Genomic DNA, 17,263 nt, shown 5'->3' on the forward strand with positions numbered 1-17,263 from the left:
TCATCTATCCTGTTGTGTCGGGATGTACAACAGCCGCTCGTCGGGCGGGAGTCGCAGCGTGTCCGTGGCGAGCGCGGCCGCGATGTTCAGCGCGCCGACCAGCGGATCGCCGGCCGCGGGGACCGTACGGGCGCGGGGCAGCCGGTCCGCCAGTTCGGCCCGCAGGGGTGCCAGCAACGGCTCGCCCAGTTTGAACAGGCCACCTGTAAGGGCGACTTCACACTCCCCGGTCCTCGGGCAGACCGCCTCGGCCGACTCCGCGATCCGCTCCGCGGCCGCCGAGAGGATCGACCGCGCGACCGGGTCGCCGGACGCGAGGCGTGCCACTTCGGGGGCGAACGAGGCGAGTACGGCGGGCCGGTCGCTGCGCGGATAGAGAAGCCCCGGCAACTCGGGGGCGGGTCCGAAAAAATCCTCCGTGGCGGCCAGCAGCGCGGGCGAGCCGCCGCGCCGGCCGTCGTGCTCCCGCAGGGCCGCCTCCAGTCCCGCGCGGCCGATCCAGGCGCCGCCGCCGCTGTCGCCCAGCAAGTGTCCCCAGCCGTCGGCGCGGTGCCAGGCGGCCAGGTCCGTCCCCAACGCGATCATGCCCGTACCGGCCGCGACGACCACCCCGGGCCGCTGGCCCAGGGCGCCGGCGTACGCGGTGACGGCGTCGGCGGCGAGCGCGAGCCGCCGTACCCCCAGGGACCGCTCCAGCGCGGCGGGCAATTCCGCGCGCAGCCCGTCGCCGAGCGTGGCCATGCCGGCCGCGCCGACGGCCACCGCGGCGGGTTCCCGGGCACCGGCCTGATCCAGCAACTCCTGAGCTGCAGGCAGTAGTTGACGGAGCAGCTGGCCGGCGTCGATGCCCGAGGGGCCGGTACGCAGCGGCTCGCCCGGACCGGCGAGCAGGACGGACGCGGGGTCCTCCGTGGAACGCAGCGCGATCCGCAGCCCCGAGCCGCCCGAATCGACCCCCAGCACCCAGCTCATTCCCGCACCCGGCTCATTCCCGCACCCCCGGCTCGTCGCGCGCCCGGCGCGGGTCCGCGCCGGGCTCACGCCGCCCACACGCTCTTCAGCGCCGGGCGTACGCGGCCCCCACCTTAAAGAGGGGACACCCGGCCACCCGGGAGGGGGCACCCACCGCGCGTCGCGGCGGCCCGGCCGGGTGAGCGGCCCGCAAGTGAGGCGTCTTCGCAGCCGGTTGAGGGGTCCTGGGCACGCTCCCCTGACCAGTAGAGTGATCCCGTGGCAGCACGACCTCTGAACGAAATTGTCGAGCCCGGCTGGGCGGACGCACTGGCTCCCGTCGCCGGGCGCATCACCGAGATGGGCGACTTCCTGCGCGCGGAGATCGCCGCCGGCCGTACCTATCTGCCCGCGGGCGCGAACGTGCTGCGGGCTTTCCAGCAACCCTTCGACGAGGTACGGGTCCTCGTCGTCGGCCAGGACCCGTACCCGACGCAGGGACACGCCATCGGCCTCAGCTTCGCCGTGGCGTCCGACGTCCGCCCGCTCCCCGGCAGCCTCCAGAACATATTCCGCGAGCTCCAGTCGGATCTCGGACTGCCCCTCCCGTCCAACGGTGACCTGACCCCGTGGACGCGCCAGGGGGTTCTGCTGCTCAACCGCGCGCTGACCACCGCACCGCGCAAGCCCGCCGCGCACCGCGGCAAGGGCTGGGAAGAGGTCACCGAACAGGCGATCCGGGCCCTGGCCGCCCGGGGCAAGCCGCTGGTGTCCATCCTGTGGGGGCGCGACGCACGCAACGCGCGCCCCCTCCTCGGTGACTACCCGGCGATCGAGTCGGCCCACCCCTCGCCGATGTCGGCGGACCGGGGCTTCTTCGGATCGCGCCCGTTCAGCCGGGCCAACGACCTGCTGGTCCGTCAGGGCGCCCAGCCGGTCGAGTGGCAGCTTCCCTGACGTAGCGTGATCGCCGGACCGTGCGCGGTGGAGACGCCGGAACAGACGCTGGAGGCCGCGCGGATGGCCATGGCGGCGGGCGCGTCCCTGCTGCGCGGCGGCGCGTTCAAGCCGAGGACGGACCTCACGATCCTCTCGCCGTTGAGGGGCCGCACCCTGACCATGCCCGCAGGTGGCCGGGTGGGCGCCGGGCGGTGACGGGACGCTCGCCCTCAGATGCTTCGACGGCGACGGCGACGGGGCCGTAGCCGCACGGGTGGTGTCCGAGCGTGAAAAGTGAACGGTTGGACAGCCGGAGGGTCCGGCCCGCCACGGCGAAGGGTCGCTCTCAGGCCGTACGCAGTCCGGCCGCCGCTGCGACGCTGTCGCAGCCCGAGAGCCCGAGGGCGTCCCGGAGTTCGTCGGCGAGCAGGTCGAGCACCTGCCGCACACCGGCTTCCCCGGCCACGGCCAGCCCCCACAGCAGGGGACGCCCCAGGAGTACACCGGACGCCCCGAGGGCGAGGGCCCTGAGCACGTCGGTGCCACCACGTACTCCACTGTCGAGCAGAACCTCGCACTCCCCGCCGACAGCCCGTACGACCTCGGGCAGCGCGTCGATGCTGGCAACAGCGCCGTCGAGCTGCCGGCCGCCGTGGTTGGAGACCACGACGGCGTCGACCCCCAGTTCGATCGCGCGGCGGGCGTCCTCGGGTGCCAACACGCCCTTCAGCACCAGGGGAAGAGAGGTCAACCGGCGCAGGGCCGTCACCGACGACCAGGTCAGCGAGGGGGAGAACGCCTGGCTGGTGTGGACGGCGACGGCGGACGCGTCCGCGGACCGCCGGTGGGCCGTCGTGCCCGTCGCACCCGTCGTGATGTTGGCCGCCCGCACATGGCCGGGCAAGGTGAACCGGTTGCGTACGTCCCGGAGCCTGCGGCCCATCCAGGGCACGTCGACCGTCAGGACGATGGCCCGGCACCCGGCGTCCTCGGCCCGGCGGACCAGGTCCAGGGACTGTTCGGTGTCCCGCAGCCAGTAGAGCTGGAACCAGACCGTGCCCCCGACCTGGGTGATCGCCTCGATGGGGACGCTGCTCAGGGTGCTCGCGGTGAACGGCACCCCCGCTGCCTTGGCGGCACGGGCGGTGGCGAATTCGCCGTCGGGGTGGACGAGCCGGTGGTAGGCGATCGGCGCGACCGCGACCGGCAGGTCCGCCCGACGGCCGAGCAGCGAGGCGTCCGTGGTGACCCGCGAGACGTCTCTCAGGACCCGGGACACGACACGGACGCGGTCAAGCGCGGTCCGGTTGGCGTCGAGGGTCGACTCGTCGCCGCTGCCTCCCGTCACGAAGTCCCAGACGTCGGGGGGCAGTACGGAGGCCGCCGCGCGCTCGAAGTCGCCCAGGCACAGCGCCGTCGCCGGCTCTTCGAGGCCGGGCTCCTCCATGCCGGGCCCATGGACGCCGGGCTCTTTGACGCCGGACGCCGACGTTCCACGGAGGAGATCACCGTGGTCACTCCGGGAAGTCACGCCGCTTCCCGGTTCTCGATGTCCGCCTCGACATGGTCGACGGAGAGTTCCGCGCGCGGATCCGTTTCCTTGGGCAAGTCCGTCATGAGCGTCCCCCCGACCGGGAAATCAACCGATGCGATGGAACTGTATGGCTCTGATCACCTATCTGGCTACGAAGGCATTTCCGCGTTGACCGGACGGCCCGCCCCGAACTGCCGGGCAACAAAGGGAAGAGATCATTCTCCGGCTGATTCCCCGCGACCACCTGGGCGCTCGTACCGCCGCACTCGGCGCCTGACAGGCCAGGCTCCCGGTGCGGCGGGCGGAACGGCGCCGTACCGGCCGTTCCGCGGCCCTGGCTCATACCCAATTCGCGTGTGGCCCAATAACGTTGACGCGAGTCGGTTTTGTGTGTCCGAAAAGGTCCCCCATGCGGTGGAGCGAATCGCTACTCTGTGTATAGGTGTGTCTCTCTCCCCACAACATTATGGTCGTGGTCTCACACCAGTTCGATCGTTGCAGGTCAGGGGTATCCTTTCGCCCCTTCCCGCCTGTTGACGGTCCGCGGCGAATGATGCGGGGTCTGATCGCCCGGTGGCGGAGAGCGCACGGAAGATACGGGGGTATCTGTGAAGCTCAGCGAAAGAGACGAAGAACTCCAGCTGCTCAATCAGCTGTACGGGGGATGTGTTCGAGGCAAAGGGTCCGTCGTCCTCACGAACGGTCCCGTCGGCTGCGGGAAGACCGCCCTGCTCCAGACGTTCGCCGAGCATGTCGAGGAACGGGGAGGCCGGTTCCTCTCGGTGACCGCCTCGGCGACCGAGAAGTTCCACCTGTTCGGACTGATCGACCAACTGGGCAACGCGATGCGGACAGGCGGAATGACCGCCGACCTGTTCGCCGCCGAGGACGGGGTCACGGTGTCCGCCGACGGAGAGCCCCAAGGCGCCCCGCGGGTCCCGCTCGGGCTCCTGCAACGCATCAGCAGGGCCGTCGCGGACTCCGCCGAGGACAGGCCACTCGTCCTCGGCATCGACGACGTGCACTTCGCGGACGAACCGTCCCTCCAGTGCCTGCGCTACCTGATCCGCCGGATCGACTCCTCGGCGGTCATGATCGTGATGAACGAGAGTTCCTGCCACGAGCGGGAGTTGGCGACGCTCCACGCGGAGACGCTGCACCTGCCCTACTGCCACCGGATCAGACTCGCGCCGCTGACCGTGGCCGGCGTCACCGGCCAACTCGCCGACCGCCTCGGCGCCGCTCCGGAGCGCGGGGCCGCCGAGGCGTGGGCGGACGCCAGCGGAGGCAACCCCTTGCTGCTGCACGCCCTCGTGGACGACCACCTCCTGGAGGACGACGCGGCGCGAACGGCGGTGCCGGGGGAGCCCGTACCAGGTCCCGTACGGGGGGAGTACGTGCCCGGAGGGTACGTACAGGGGGAGTCCAGGTCTGAGCACGCCGGGTCTGAGCATGCCGGGTCTGAGCACTCCGGGCCGGGACGCTCCGGGCCAGGACACGCCGGGCCGGGGAACTCCGAGCCGTCGGAGCCCGCGCCGGCGGTGGCCGTGCCCCGGGAGCCCGCGTCGGAGGAGCCGCCACGGATCGCGCCTGTGGCCGGTGCGTCCTTCCGGCACGCCTTCCTGCGCTGCCTGCACCGGTGCGAACTCTCGATGCTCGACGCCGCCCGCGCCCTCGCGGTCCTCGGGGAGTCGGCCTCGCCGTCGCTCGTCGGCGACTTCCTCGACGCCGACGCCACATCGGCGCGCCGTGCCCTCGCCGACCTCAATGCCGCCGGCCTGCTCTCGGGCGTGCGGTTCCGGCACGAACAGGCACCGCCCGCCGTGCTCGACGACATCCCGACCCGGGACCTGCACGCCATGCACAACCGCGCCGCCGAACTGCTCCACGAGAGCGGGGCACCCGCGCTCGCCGTGGCCGCCCAGCTCATGGCCGCGCACGGCACCGTCAAAGCCGCGTGGCGGGTCGACATCCTCCGCGAGGCCGCCCGGGACGCCATGGAATCGGGCGACATCGCCCAATCCGTCGACTTCCTCCGCCACGCGTCCGGCATCTGCGTGGACGGGGCACAGGTAGCACGTGTCACCGCCGAGCTGGCCGAAGCCCAATGGCTCGTCGATCCGACCAAGGCGGCCAGGCACACGCACCAACTCGGCTATCTGGTCCGTACGGGGCTGCTCACCGGCGACGGCGCCATGGTGCCGGTCAAACAGCTCATCTGGCGGGGCGACTTCGCCGAGGCCGACGCCCTGCTGAGGACGATCGAGGCGAGCCAGGACCGGGACCGCGCCGGCCCCTCGCGTGGCCCCTTGCCGTCGGACGTCACGCTCGTCCGATTATGGCTGTCCTTCTGTTACCCCAACCTGTCCCGCGAGGCCGCGACGGGCGACACGGACGGGGCATGGCACCCGCTCGTCCACCCCGCGATCGGATCCGGTCCGGTATCCGCCCTCACCTTCCTCAACCTCCTGGGAAGCCTCTCCGGCGAGGGAGAGGGCAACGCCGACGGCACATATGAGACAGATCGGTTGCTCCGGGGTACCCACGCGGGCAGCCCGATGGCCGCCAGGCTCTTCGCGCTGATCTTCCTGATCCAGACGCACCGCGTGGACGAGGCGGTCCACTGGTCGGAACGGCTCCTCCAGGAGCCGTGGATCCGCCGTGTCCCCATGCGGCGCGCGCTCATGGAGACCGTCAGGTCGGTGGCGGCGCTGCGCCAGGGTGACCTGGTGACGGCCGGGAGGTCCGTGCGTACGGCACTGGAGGTGGCCTCGCCGTCCGCCTGGGGTGTCATGGCCGGTCTCCCGCTGGCGCTGGCGGTCCATGCGGCCACCGAACTGGGCCAGTTCGACGTCGTACTGTCCTACCTCAACCTGCCCGTCCCGCCGGTCATGTTCGACACACCCTTCGCGCTGCCCTACCTCCGGGCCTTCGGCCGCTACCACCTGGCCACGGGACGACCGCACACCGCGCTCACCAACTTCCAGCTGTGCGGGGAGCTGATGGCGAAGTGGCGGCTCGACTGGTCGGAGCTGGCGGACTGGCGTAACGACGCCGCCTCGGCGCTCATCGCCATGGGACAGCTCGGCGGGGCTCGCGCGCTCATCGAGGAGCAGCTGTCCCGCCAGAGCGAAGGACACTCCCGGGCGCGGGGCATCGCGCTGCGCCTCCTGGCGGCTACAAGCCCACTGAACGAGCGCCCGCCGCTGCTCCAGGAGGCGGTGGAGATCCTTGCGGCCTGCGGTGACCAGCCGGAACTGAGACGGGCGCAGAGCGACTTGACGTTCACCCAAACGGCCCTCCAGCGGCCGGGCACGGCGGCCGGGAGGGAGGCGTTCGCCGTACCGTCGCGGGCGTTCCCGGGCTACGAGGAGGGCCGGCCGGGGCCTCGCGGCCACGCGTGGCCCCACCGCGACACGCGAGGCGAACACGGGCTCGCCGAGGAGAGCGGTTCCGACCCCTTACTGGCGGAGCTGACCGACGCCGAACGACGGGTCGGGGCGCTCGCCGCCTCGGGCTGCACCAATCGGGAGATCGCCGGCAAACTCTTCATCACCGTGAGCACGGTGGAGCAGCATCTCACCAAAATCTACCGCAAGCTAAAGGTCAGCAGCCGGTCCGACCTCCCGCAGCGGCTCGTGCTATTCGCGGACATCGGATGTACCCCGGACGGACGTCGAAAAACAAAAGATACTGACACCACGTCCAGGTGAATAGGGCACTGTCCAAGTGAGAGAAACGGCCGGTTGGACGGCGTTGTCGGTGCCACGGCGTTCATGTGATCCTGACGTGGAAATCACACAGTCAATGAGTTGATGTCGCATGGGGGAAATCCATGACAGGACGGAGCCTCGACGGCTCTGCGCGTTCGGCGCGGAAAGGCCAGGACTCCTTTCTGTCGGAGTGCCTCGCGGCCGAGGAACGTGAGTTCGCGGGGAACCGCGAAGTCTTTGACAGCACCGGACTGCGACAGGGCGGATCCGTTCACACCGGCCCGCCGGACACCGCCGCGAAGATCCTCGGCCGCTCCTGGAGCGCGCCGGTGGTCGTCGGGCCGCTCACCGGTCTCGTACGCCCCGACGCCGAGCCCGCGGTGGTACGGGCCGCCGGGGCGGCCGGCCTGCCCGTCGTCGTGAGCGCCTTCACCGCACGGACCTTCGCGGACCTGGCCTCCGCCGCCGGTGGCCCGCTGTGGCTGCGGACCCACACCTTCCAGGACCGCGCCCTGGCGCGGGGCCTTGTCGACCACGCCACCGAGGCCGGGTTCGGCGCCGTGATCCTCGCGGTCGGCCCCGGCGAGCACGTCCGGCTCGCGCCGGGCGCCGCACCGGCCAACCTCGCGCACGACGGCCCCGCTCCGTCCTCCCCCCGGGCCGTCGTGCGCGAGGGAGGCCCGGTGGGCACTCCGCCGGCCACCGCCACCGACTGGTCCGACATCGCGTGGCTGCGCTCGGTCTCCTCCCTTCCCCTGCTGGTCGCGGGGGTACGGACCGCCGAGGACGCCGAGCGGGCGCTCGAAGCGGGCGCCGACGGGATCGTCACGGAGGCCCTGGACACACTGCCGCGGATCGTGTCGGCGGTGGCCGGCCGCTGTCCCGTCCTGCTGACCGGAGGTGTACGGAGCGGCGCCGACGTCCTGGTGGCGCTCGCCTCCGGCGCCGACGCCGTGGTTGTCGACCACCCGCTTCTCGACGGCCTGCGGACCGACGGACCGCTGACCGCGAGCGTCGCACAGGCCGGGGACATGGGGGCCGGGAACATCCTGGACGGCCTCGTCCACGGCCTCCGCAAGGCACTGGAGTTCACCGGTACCGGTTCACCGGCGGACGCCGCGCCCGGACTGATCCGCACAAGCCACCGGCCCGCGCGGGTGACACCGGCCGGCGCGGCGCAGGTGTTGCGCAAGAGCGACCTGCACGCCAGCGTCTCCGACCCCGTCCTGGACACGATGACCTTCCTCAACGAGGTCACCCACCGCTACTCCGACGCGATCTCCTTCGCGCCCGGCCGCCCGTACGACGGCTTCTTCGACACCGAGCAGATCGTCACCCACATCCGCCGCTACCTGAACCACCTGGCGGAGCAGGGCCGTTCGGCCCAGGAGATCCGTACGGCCATGTACCAGTACGGCCCCACCGCCGGCCAGATCCGCGGCATCATCGCCGACTCGCTGCGCGCCGACGAGAACATCGACGTCGCACCCGAGTCCATCGTGGTCACCGTCGGCGCCCAGGAAGCCATGCTGCTGGTGCTGCGCGCCCTCATCACGGGCCCGGACGACGTGCTCCTGGCAGCCAGCCCCTGCTACGTGGGAATCACCGGTGCGGCCAGGCTGCTGGACATCGCCGTGACCGCCGTCGAGGAGCGGGAGGACGGGCTGTCCTGCGACGACCTCGAAGCGGTCATCCGGCAGGAGCGGGCGCGCGGTCGCCGCCCGCGTGCCTTCTACGTGGTGCCCGACCACTCGAACCCGTCCGGCACCACGATGAGTTCGGAGACCCGCGCCGATCTGCTGGAGCTGGCCGAACGCCACGGGATCCTCATCCTGGAGGACAGCCCGTACCGGCTGGTGAGCCCCGGCACACCGCTGCCGACCCTCAAGTCCCTGGACCGCGCGCGTACCGTCGTCCATCTCGGTTCGTTCGCCAAGACGGTCTTCCCCGGTGCCCGCGTCGGCTTCGCCGTCGCCGACCAGCGTGTCGTGGACAGCTCCGGCAGGACCAGCCTCCTCGCGGACGAACTCGCCAAGATCAAGAGCATGGTGACGGTCAACACGTCGTCGCTGAGCCAGGCCGCGGTGGCGGGCACCCTCCTGGCGGCGGGCGGACGGATCTCCGAGGTGAACACCGAGGCTGCCGCGTACTACGGCACCGCCCTGCGGGACACCATCAGGAGCCTGGAGAAAAACCTGCCGGCCGACCGCCGGGCGGCCCTCGGCGTCCGGTGGAACGAACCCACCGGCGGCTTCTTCCTCACCGTGCACGTCCCGTTCCGTGTCGACAACGCGGCGCTGACCCGGTCAGCGCAGGAATACGGCGTCATCTGGACGCCCATGTCGTACTTCTACCCGCAGGGCGGCGGCCACCACGGGCTCCGGCTGTCCATCAGCTATCTGACACCCGCAGAGATCGAGGAGGGCACCGCGCGGCTCGCGCGCTTCATCGAGGCGGAGAGCGCGGCGTGCTGAGGAGCGGGCGCCCCGAGGAGCGGGGTACTGCGAAGCGGCGTACGGGCACGCGGCATTCCGGGAAGCGGCGGCCGGGGAAACCGAAGACCTGACAGCTGGGACCGTCAAGAAAGCCGGTGGAGGAACGCCATGACACGGGCCGCGGAAAGCCCCAGGGTGCGGTACGAGAAGAAGGACCACGTCGCGTACGTCACCCTCGACCGCCCCCACGTCCTCAACGCGATGGACACCCGGACCCACGAGGAACTCGCCGTTGTCTGGGACGACTTCGAGGCGGACGACACTCTCCGCGTCGCGGTGCTCACGGGCGCCGGGGACCGCTCGTTCTCCGTCGGCCAGGATCTCAAGGAGCGCGCCAGGCTCAACCGCGGGGGAGCGCCTCCGACCACCTTCGGCAGCCGGGGCCAGCCGGGCTGGCCCCGGCTCACCGACCGGTTCACACTGTCCAAGCCGGTGGTGGCACGGGTCAACGGCTTCGCCCTGGGGGGCGGGTTCGAACTGGCCCTGGCCTGCGACATCGTCATCGCCTCCGAGGACGCGGTCTTCGCCCTGCCGGAGGCGCGCCTCGGGCTCGTCCCGGGGGCGGGCGGTGTGTTCCGGCTCGTCCGGCAGATGCCCCAGAAGGTCGCCCTCGGCCATCTGCTCACCGGCCGCCGACTGAGCGCCGCGACGGCCCTGCACTTCGGCCTCGTCAACGAGGTGGTCGCCCGCGAACAGCTGGACCACTGCGTCGAGGGGTGGACGAGCGACCTGGTCCGGAGCGCGCCCCTCTCCGTGAGGGCCATCAAGGAAGCCGCTCTCACCTCCGTCGACCTCCCGCTCGCCGAGGCGTTCACCACCCGGTACACATGGGAGGAACGCCGCAGGCACAGCAACGACGCGGTCGAAGGGCCTCGGGCGTTCGCGGAGAAGCGGGACCCCATCTGGTCCGGCAACTGAACAACGGCGGCAGAACGAAACACCGCAGAGCACCGGGCCGGGCGTTTCCGGGTGTCCAAGTGTCCGAATCCGTCACTTGGACAGTTCCCCGACGAATCAATTCGACGATGTCGTGGACGTGATACGCGGCTCCTTTGCCGACCCCGGAAATCCCGGTACAGCACTTCAGTTTGTCCAGCCTTGTGTGCCATCGGTCTCGCGACTACCTTGAGCGAGTCCAGGCAGGCCCCAATTGAATTGGAGTAGTCATGGCAAACCCGTTCGACAATGAAGACGGTTCATTCTTCGTGCTGGTGAACGACGAGAACCAGCATTCCCTCTGGCCGGCCTTCGCTGAAATCCCCGACGGCTGGCGCGTGGTGTTCGGCGAGAGCTCCCGGAAGGACTGCGTCGACTACGTCGAGGAGAACTGGACGGACCTGCGTCCGCAGAGCCTCGTGGACGCCATGAACAAGGACGCCGCGAACAAGCAGGACGTCGAGTCCGCGCAAGCCGCCCGTTGATGGCGCGGAACAAGAGGAGATTCCTGTGTCCATGATCGGCGGCTCCGGGCCGGTGACATTCGGCGGAGTGGGGCCGGATCCGTCCGGAGCCCGACAACGCGTCAAACCCGGTACGGCCGGACGCATCCTGCCCTACACCCGGCCGTACCGGTCCAGCATCGGTCTGCTCCTGCTCATCACGACCCTGAACGCCGCCATCACCGTGGCGCCCCCCGTGATGTTCAAATACCTCATCGACGACGGCATCGTGAAACGCGACACGTCTCTCGTGATGTGGCTCGCGATGGGGATCGGCGCGCTCGCGGTGGTCGGACTGGTCGTGGGATGGGCGGAGACCTGGTTTTCGGCCCGCGTTAGCGAGGGCCTCATCTACGAGCTGCGCACCGAAGTCTTCGACCACGTACAGCGTCAGCCGCTCGCGTTCTTCACCAGGGCCCAGACCGGCGCCCTGGTCAGCCGGCTCAACACGGACGTCGTAGGCGCCCAGCGCGCGCTGACCACCCTGCTGTCGACCGTCGTCTCCGCCGGGCTGACCCTGGTGTTCGTCCTGGTGACGATGTTCCTGCTGTCCTGGAAGATCACCCTGATCGGCCTGGTGATCGTCCCGCTGTTCATCCTCCCCGGAAAGATCATCGGGCGCAGGCTGCAACACCTCATGCGGTCCCACATGCAGGTCAACGCCGAGATGGGCTCGTTGATGAACGAGCGGTTCAATGTGACGGGGGCTCTGCTGGCCAAGCTCTACGGTCGCCCCGACACCGAGGCCGGCCTCTACGCGGAACAGGCGGGCCGGGGCCGCGACCTCGGCATCCAGACCGCCGTCAACGGCAAGATGCTCTTCCTGTCGATGATGCTCCTGGGATCACTGGCCACGGCCGCGGTCTACGGCGTCGGCGGCAAGCTCGTCATCGAGGGGTCGTTCTACATCGGCACCCTGGTGGCACTCGCGACGCTGCTCACCCGCCTGATGACCCCGATCACCCAACTCTCCAACGCCCAGGCCGACGTGATGACCGCCCTGGTCAGCTTCGACCGGCTGTTCGAGGTCCTCGACCTGAAGCCGCTCATCGCGGAGAAGCCGGGAGCCCGCGCCCTGCCCGCCTTCGGCACCGGCACCGGCAGCGCCCCGGACATCGAGTTCGACAACGTGTCCTTCCGCTATCCCCGTGCCCGGGAGGTCTCTCTCGCCTCGCTCGAGTCGATCGCCCTGCCCTCCGTGGAACGCGTGGACGACTCCTGGACCCTGCGAAACCTCAGCTTCACCGTGCCGGCCGGCAAGCTCACCGCGCTGGTCGGACCCTCCGGCGCGGGCAAGACCACCATCACGCACCTGGTACCGCGGTTGTACGACCCGGTCGAGGGAACGGTCCGTATCGGAGGCCAGGACCTGCGCGATCTCACCCTGGCCTCCCTGCACGACACCGTCGGCATGGTCACCCAGGACGCGCACATGTTCCACCTGACCATCCGTCAGAATCTGTTGTACGCACGCCCCGACGCCACCGAGCCCATGCTCATCGAGGCGTGCCGGGCGGCACAGATCTGGGACCTGATCGAGTCGCTGCCCGACGGATTCGACACCGTCGTCGGCGACCGCGGCTACCGCCTCTCCGGCGGCGAGAAGCAACGTATGGCGATGGCCCGGCTGCTGCTCAAGGCCCCGCCCGTCGTCGTCCTGGACGAGGCCACCGCGCACCTCGACTCGGAATCGGAGGCCGCTCTGCAACGGGCCCTGAAGACCGCGCTCATCGGCCGGACCTCCCTGGTCATCGCGCACCGGCTCTCCACGATCCGCGACGCCGACCAGATCCTCGTCGTCGACAAGGGCCGGGTCCAGGAGCAGGGAACCCACGAGGAACTGCTCGAACTCGGCGGCCTCTACGCGGAGCTGTACCGCACCCAGTTCGCGGGCAACGGCCGCGGCAACGGGTACGTGAAGCCGGTCCCGCAGCCGGCCGTCGGGCCGCAGGCCTTCGGCGGCGGAGGCGCCGACCCGCTCCCGCCCCTCCCGCCGCCGGGTTCGGGGCCCGCCCCGATGATTCTCGGCGGACCCCCTCCGGTACAGCGGTGAGCCGTACGGAACAGGGCGCCCCGCGCGTCGGCACGGTGTCCGGAACGCGCACGCCGCGTTCCGGACACCGTGCCGTGCACCGTGGGGGAGCGGATGCGGGAGACACCATGAGAGAAGTGGCCACAAATGGGAAAACCGGGCCGTGGTACAGAGCCCGGCACTACCCTGAAGGACATACGGGCCGACCACGCGGAAGACGTACGGGCCGACCACGGGGAAGCCGACCACGCAGAACTGACACGCGGACGCTGTGACCGGGGTGTGACCATGGTCCGGGCAGGCTGACCAGCATGAACAGCCTGTGCCGCCCGGCCTCCCTGCCATGAAGCGCCGCGCCGGGGGTGAAGAGTTGAGGGTTCTCGTCGTCGAAGACCATGCCGAACTCGCGGCATCGGTGGCGCGCGTACTGCGCCGCGAGGGAATGGCCGTCGACGTCTCGTACGACGGAGCCGACGCACTCGAACGAGCGACGGTCGTCGACTACGACGTCGTCGTGCTGGACCGGGATCTTCCCAAGGTCCACGGCGACGAGGTATGCGCGGTGCTCGTGGCTCAGGAGCACAGGGCCCGCGTCCTGATGCTGACGGCGTCCACCACGATCGCCGACCGGGTGGCGGGACTCACCCGTGGGGCGGACGACTACCTGCCCAAGCCTTTCGCGTACGCCGAACTCGTCGCGCGTATCCGCGCCGTCGCGCGCCGCCCCGAACAGGCACTGCCCCCCGTCCTGGTCCACGGCGACCTGAGCCTCGACCCCGCCCGCCGGGTCGCCACCCGGGCGGGCCTCCCGCTGCGGCTCACCCCCAAGGAGTTCGCGGTCCTCGAATGCCTGCTGGCCGCCCAGGGCCGACCCGTCTCCGCGGAAGAACTCCTCGAACGCGTCTGGGACGAAGCCGCCGACCCCTTCACCAACACCGTCAAGACCACCGTGAACCGGCTACGGCCGAAGCTCGGGTCACCGCCCCTGATCGAGACCGTCCCCCGCGGCGGCTACCGGATCTGAGATGCCGATGCGGCTGTTCCGCCTGCCCCCCTTGCCCCGCCTGATCCGACCGGTCCCCGCCGGTGTTCCGGCACGCCTGCTGCCCCGGCGCGTCCGTATGCGGCTCACGCTGCTGTTCGGTCTGCTCTTCGTCGCCTCCGGCGCCGGGCTGCTCGCCATCACGTACTTCCTGGTCTCCCGCCGCAAGGGCAACATCACCATCTTCAACCAGGGCGCCACCCGGCTGCCCCTGCCCGACGGCACGGGCGGCGGGGAAACCCTGCCCGGCCGGCCCCCTCCCTGGGCCGAGGGTGTCGCCCGGGAGCTGAGCGAACAGGCCGTTCGGCAGCACGCGATGGAGATGCACCACCTCCTCGTGCAGTCCGGGATAGCTCTGGCGATCATGGCCGGCATCTCCATCGTGCTCAGCTGGCTGGTCGCGGGCCGCCTCGTACGCCCCCTGCGCACCATGACCTCCACCATCCGCCAGATCTCCGCGCGCAACGTGCACGAGCGACTCGACGCCAAGGGCCCCTCCGACGAACTCAAGGATCTCGCGGACACCGTGGACGGGCTTCTGGGCCGGCTACAGACCGCCCTGGAGTCCCACAAACGGTTCGTCGCCAACGCCGCCCACGAACTGCGCACCCCGCTCACCCTGGAACACGCGCTGCTGGAAGAAGCCCTCATGGACGACGAGGCCACGGTCGACACCTTCCGGGGCACCTTCGACCGTCTGCTCGTCATCAGCAGGCAGCAGGCGCGCCTCCTGGAGTCACTGCTCACCCTCTCCAGCAGCGAACGCGGCGTGGAACAGCCCGAACCGCTGGACCTGGCCGCGCTCGCCGAGGACGTCCTGCTCTCCTTCGACGGGGAGATCGACCGGCGCGGACTGCGGCTGGAGGCGGACATCCGGCCGACGGGTATCTCCGGCGACCCCGCCCTCATCCAGCGCCTGGTCGCCAACCTCCTCGACAACGCCATCGACTACAACGTGCCCGGCGGACGGGTGGAGATCACCACCGGCACCGCACGCTCCGGCCGCCCCTTCGTCGCCGTCTCCAACTCCGGCAACGAGATCCCGCCCGAGCAGGTCGAGCGCCTCCTGGAACCCTTCCAGCGGCTCGTCCGCACGCCGGACGACGGCCACCACGGCCTCGGCCTCTCCATCGTCCGGGCCATCGTCACCGCGCACGGGGCCGAACTCGTGGCCCGCGCCCGCCCCGGAGGCGGCCTGATGATGCAAGCCTTCTTCCCGAAACGCGTCCGCGCCCTCCCGAACGGCACTGGGCACCAGACGGTCCGCAAAGTAGCCGCCCGCCTCTCAGCGGCGGACCTGGCGAACCGAGTGGACTGAGCGAACCGAAGAACTCCCTTACGTCATAAGCGCCCGCCTGTGAAGTGTCACAGGCCGGGCGCTTTTCGCATGCCCGCGGGCTGAGCGCCTTTGACGTGTCCAACGGCGCGTCCCATTGGTTCTCCGACGGCGTGTCCAACTGAGAAAAACAGTCGGTTGGACACCTTTCCCCAAGCCCCGATCCGTACACACTGTCGCCCAGCAAATGTCCGTGAGAGCATGAACCCGGGCTGGATCATGCCGGTTATCGACACCAGACATGAATTGCTCATCCGCGACAGGCGGATTACGCGGATCGCACGGATCGCGCCCTGCTCGGAATTTCAGGCCCGGGGGAATGATGAACGGTCAGGCTGATTACGAACTGCCACTCTTTGATTCCCAAGAGGGAATTCTGCTGGCGCAGCGCATGGAAGACTCGCGTCGCCTCTACAACGTCGGCCAGTACGTCGAAATCGCCGGCGCCGTCGATCGCCAACTCTTCGAGCGGTCTTTGCGGCAGGCCGTCGCGGAGGCGGAGATCCTGCGCGTGAAACTCGTGGCAGACGGCGACCGCGTCGTACAGCGGTTCGCCGGCGATCCCGGGACAGGAGAGGAACACGGGGCCATGCTTCTCGTGGACCTCAGCGCGGAGAGCGACCCCGACGAAGCCGCAGAAACATGGATGCGGGCGGAACTGCACCAGGTCGGCGACCCCACCGAGAGTCGGCTCTTCTCCCATGCCCTCCTCCGTCTCGCCCCCGACCGCTACGGCTGGTTCCAGCGTTACAACCACTTGCTGATGGACGCGTACGGCTGCTCACTCATCGGCCGCCGCGTGGCGAAGATCTACACAGCCCTCCTGAACGGTGACACCTGCCCGCCCCCCGGTCACGCGCCTCTCCGCGAACTACGCCGGCAGGAGTCCGACTACCGCGCCTCCGACGAGTACAACAGTGACCTCCAGTACTGGACCGACCACTTCGCGGACCGGCCCGAACCCGTGAGCATCCCGGGGCGGCGCTCCGACGGGCCCGACGAAGTCCTCCGGCGAACGGGCCACCTGCCCCCCGCCTCGGTCGAGGCCTTGCACCGGGCCGCCGCTCTGACCAAGGTGAGCTGGCCCCGCCTCGTCGTCGCGGCCGTCGCCGCTTTCACGAGCCGGCTCGGCGGCACGGACGAGGCCCTCCTCAGCCTCCCGGTCTCGGTCCGCACCACCGCACAGGCGCGACGAACCCCGGTGACGACCGCGAACGTGCTCCCGGTCCGCCTCCCCGTGACCGCCGACACCACACTCGTCGAACTCGCGCGGCTCGCCGAGCGGGAAGTCGGCGGCCTGGTCGAGCACCAGCGCTTCCGCGGCGAGTGGCTGCGCCGGACGGCCGGCTGGCCCACGGGCAGTCGCTGGCAGTTCGGCCCGTACGTCAACATCATGCCGATCGGCGAAACCCTCCGCTTCGGTGAGCACAGGGCCGTCGTGCAGGAGCGGTCGAACCGGCGCGTCGAAGAATTCGGCGTCCTGGTGAGCGGCTGGTCGGACGACGACGGAATGCGCGTCACCTTCGAAGCCAATTCCCGCCTGTACGACGCCCGGTGGCTCCACTCCGCCCACGCCTCCTTCCTCCACTTCCTGGAGCAGGTGGTGGCTGATCCGTTGGTGGCGGTGGGGCGGGTTGATGTGGTGGGGGAGGTTGAGCGGGCGGTTGTGGTGGGGGCGTTCAACGATACGGGGCGGCTTGTGGTGGGGGGGTCGTTGTTGGAGTTGTTCGGCTCGCATGTTCGTGCGAGTGCGGGTGTGGTGGCGGTTCGGTCGGGCTCTGA

At 70.2% G+C, this 17,263-nt stretch carries 12 protein-coding genes; 10 read left to right on the forward strand and 2 right to left on the reverse strand.

Annotated elements, in window-relative coordinates; all coding sequences use genetic code 11:
* The gene (locus ACIO1C_RS15395) at positions 1-972 is read right to left on the reverse strand and encodes an N-acetylglucosamine kinase (RefSeq protein ID WP_401863152.1); all 972 of its coding nucleotides are present in this window, start codon (positions 970-972) and stop codon (positions 1-3) included.
* A gap of 258 nt (positions 973-1,230) precedes the next feature.
* Here ACIO1C_RS15395 and ACIO1C_RS15400 point away from each other — a divergent pair, with 258 nt between their 5' ends.
* Both ACIO1C_RS15400 and ACIO1C_RS15405 read left to right on the forward strand, forming a co-directional pair.
* Positions 1,231-1,908: a uracil-DNA glycosylase gene (locus tag ACIO1C_RS15400; protein ID WP_401863155.1), complete on the forward strand. Its 678-nt coding sequence runs from the start codon at positions 1,231-1,233 to the stop codon at positions 1,906-1,908.
* Between the two features lie 6 nt (positions 1,909-1,914).
* Positions 1,915-2,106 (forward strand): hypothetical protein, encoded by a 192-nt coding sequence (locus ACIO1C_RS15405; protein ID WP_401863156.1) that lies wholly within the window; start codon positions 1,915-1,917, stop codon positions 2,104-2,106.
* Positions 2,107-2,236: 130 nt separating this feature from the next.
* Here the strand turns inward: ACIO1C_RS15405 and ACIO1C_RS15410 are convergent, their stop codons facing one another.
* Positions 2,237-3,337 (reverse strand): alpha-hydroxy acid oxidase, encoded by a 1,101-nt coding sequence (locus ACIO1C_RS15410; RefSeq protein WP_401863158.1) that lies wholly within the window; start codon positions 3,335-3,337, stop codon positions 2,237-2,239.
* Between the two features lie 695 nt (positions 3,338-4,032).
* Between ACIO1C_RS15410 and ACIO1C_RS15415 the strand changes: the two genes are divergently transcribed.
* The 8 genes from ACIO1C_RS15415 to ACIO1C_RS15450 all read left to right on the forward strand — a co-directional run.
* Positions 4,033-7,137, forward strand: coding sequence for an AAA family ATPase (locus tag ACIO1C_RS15415; protein WP_401863160.1), 3,105 nt, complete (start codon positions 4,033-4,035; stop codon positions 7,135-7,137).
* A gap of 122 nt (positions 7,138-7,259) precedes the next feature.
* Positions 7,260-9,611: an aminotransferase class I/II-fold pyridoxal phosphate-dependent enzyme gene (locus tag ACIO1C_RS15420; protein WP_401863163.1), complete on the forward strand. Its 2,352-nt coding sequence runs from the start codon at positions 7,260-7,262 to the stop codon at positions 9,609-9,611.
* Between the two features lie 129 nt (positions 9,612-9,740).
* Complete coding sequence (gene dpgD, locus ACIO1C_RS15425; RefSeq protein ID WP_401863165.1) at positions 9,741-10,550, forward strand: enoyl-CoA-hydratase DpgD; 810 nt, start codon at positions 9,741-9,743, stop codon at positions 10,548-10,550.
* Between the two features lie 248 nt (positions 10,551-10,798).
* Positions 10,799-11,053, forward strand: a complete 255-nt coding sequence (locus ACIO1C_RS15430) for an MbtH family protein (RefSeq protein ID WP_401863168.1) — start codon at positions 10,799-10,801, stop codon at positions 11,051-11,053.
* Between the two features lie 31 nt (positions 11,054-11,084).
* Entirely contained in the window at positions 11,085-13,124 is a 2,040-nt protein-coding gene (locus tag ACIO1C_RS15435) for an ABC transporter ATP-binding protein (RefSeq protein ID WP_401863221.1), read from the forward strand.
* Positions 13,125-13,473: 349 nt separating this feature from the next.
* Positions 13,474-14,127, forward strand: coding sequence for a response regulator transcription factor (locus ACIO1C_RS15440; protein WP_401863223.1), 654 nt, complete (start codon positions 13,474-13,476; stop codon positions 14,125-14,127).
* A gap of 1 nt (position 14,128) precedes the next feature.
* Positions 14,129-15,463: a sensor histidine kinase gene (locus ACIO1C_RS15445; protein WP_401863171.1), complete on the forward strand. Its 1,335-nt coding sequence runs from the start codon at positions 14,129-14,131 to the stop codon at positions 15,461-15,463.
* A 409-nt stretch (positions 15,464-15,872) separates the two neighbouring features.
* Positions 15,873-17,263: condensation domain-containing protein (locus ACIO1C_RS15450; protein ID WP_401863174.1), on the forward strand; the 1,391-nt coding region annotated here is incomplete at its 3' end.

Origin of the sequence: Streptomyces sp. NPDC087420 (assembly GCF_044744165.1) — a bacterium.
Lineage (GTDB): Bacteria > Actinomycetota > Actinomycetes > Streptomycetales > Streptomycetaceae > Streptomyces.

Bases quoted from the DNA above. Each gene is read 5' to 3' on its own strand.
- ACIO1C_RS15430 (WP_401863168.1), top strand. From the start codon at position 10,799: ATGGCAAACCCGTTCGACAATGAAGACGGTTCATTCTTCGTGCTGGTG.
- ACIO1C_RS15420 (WP_401863163.1), top strand. From the start codon at position 7,260: ATGACAGGACGGAGCCTCGACGGCTCTGCGCGTTCGGCGCGGAAAGGC.
- ACIO1C_RS15435 (WP_401863221.1), top strand. From the start codon at position 11,085: ATGATCGGCGGCTCCGGGCCGGTGACATTCGGCGGAGTGGGGCCGGAT.
- ACIO1C_RS15410 (WP_401863158.1), bottom strand. From the start codon at position 3,337: ATGGAGGAGCCCGGCCTCGAAGAGCCGGCGACGGCGCTGTGCCTGGGC.
- ACIO1C_RS15445 (WP_401863171.1), top strand. From the start codon at position 14,129: ATGCCGATGCGGCTGTTCCGCCTGCCCCCCTTGCCCCGCCTGATCCGA.
- ACIO1C_RS15395 (WP_401863152.1), bottom strand. From the start codon at position 972: ATGAGCTGGGTGCTGGGGGTCGATTCGGGCGGCTCGGGGCTGCGGATC.
- dpgD (WP_401863165.1), top strand. From the start codon at position 9,741: ATGACACGGGCCGCGGAAAGCCCCAGGGTGCGGTACGAGAAGAAGGAC.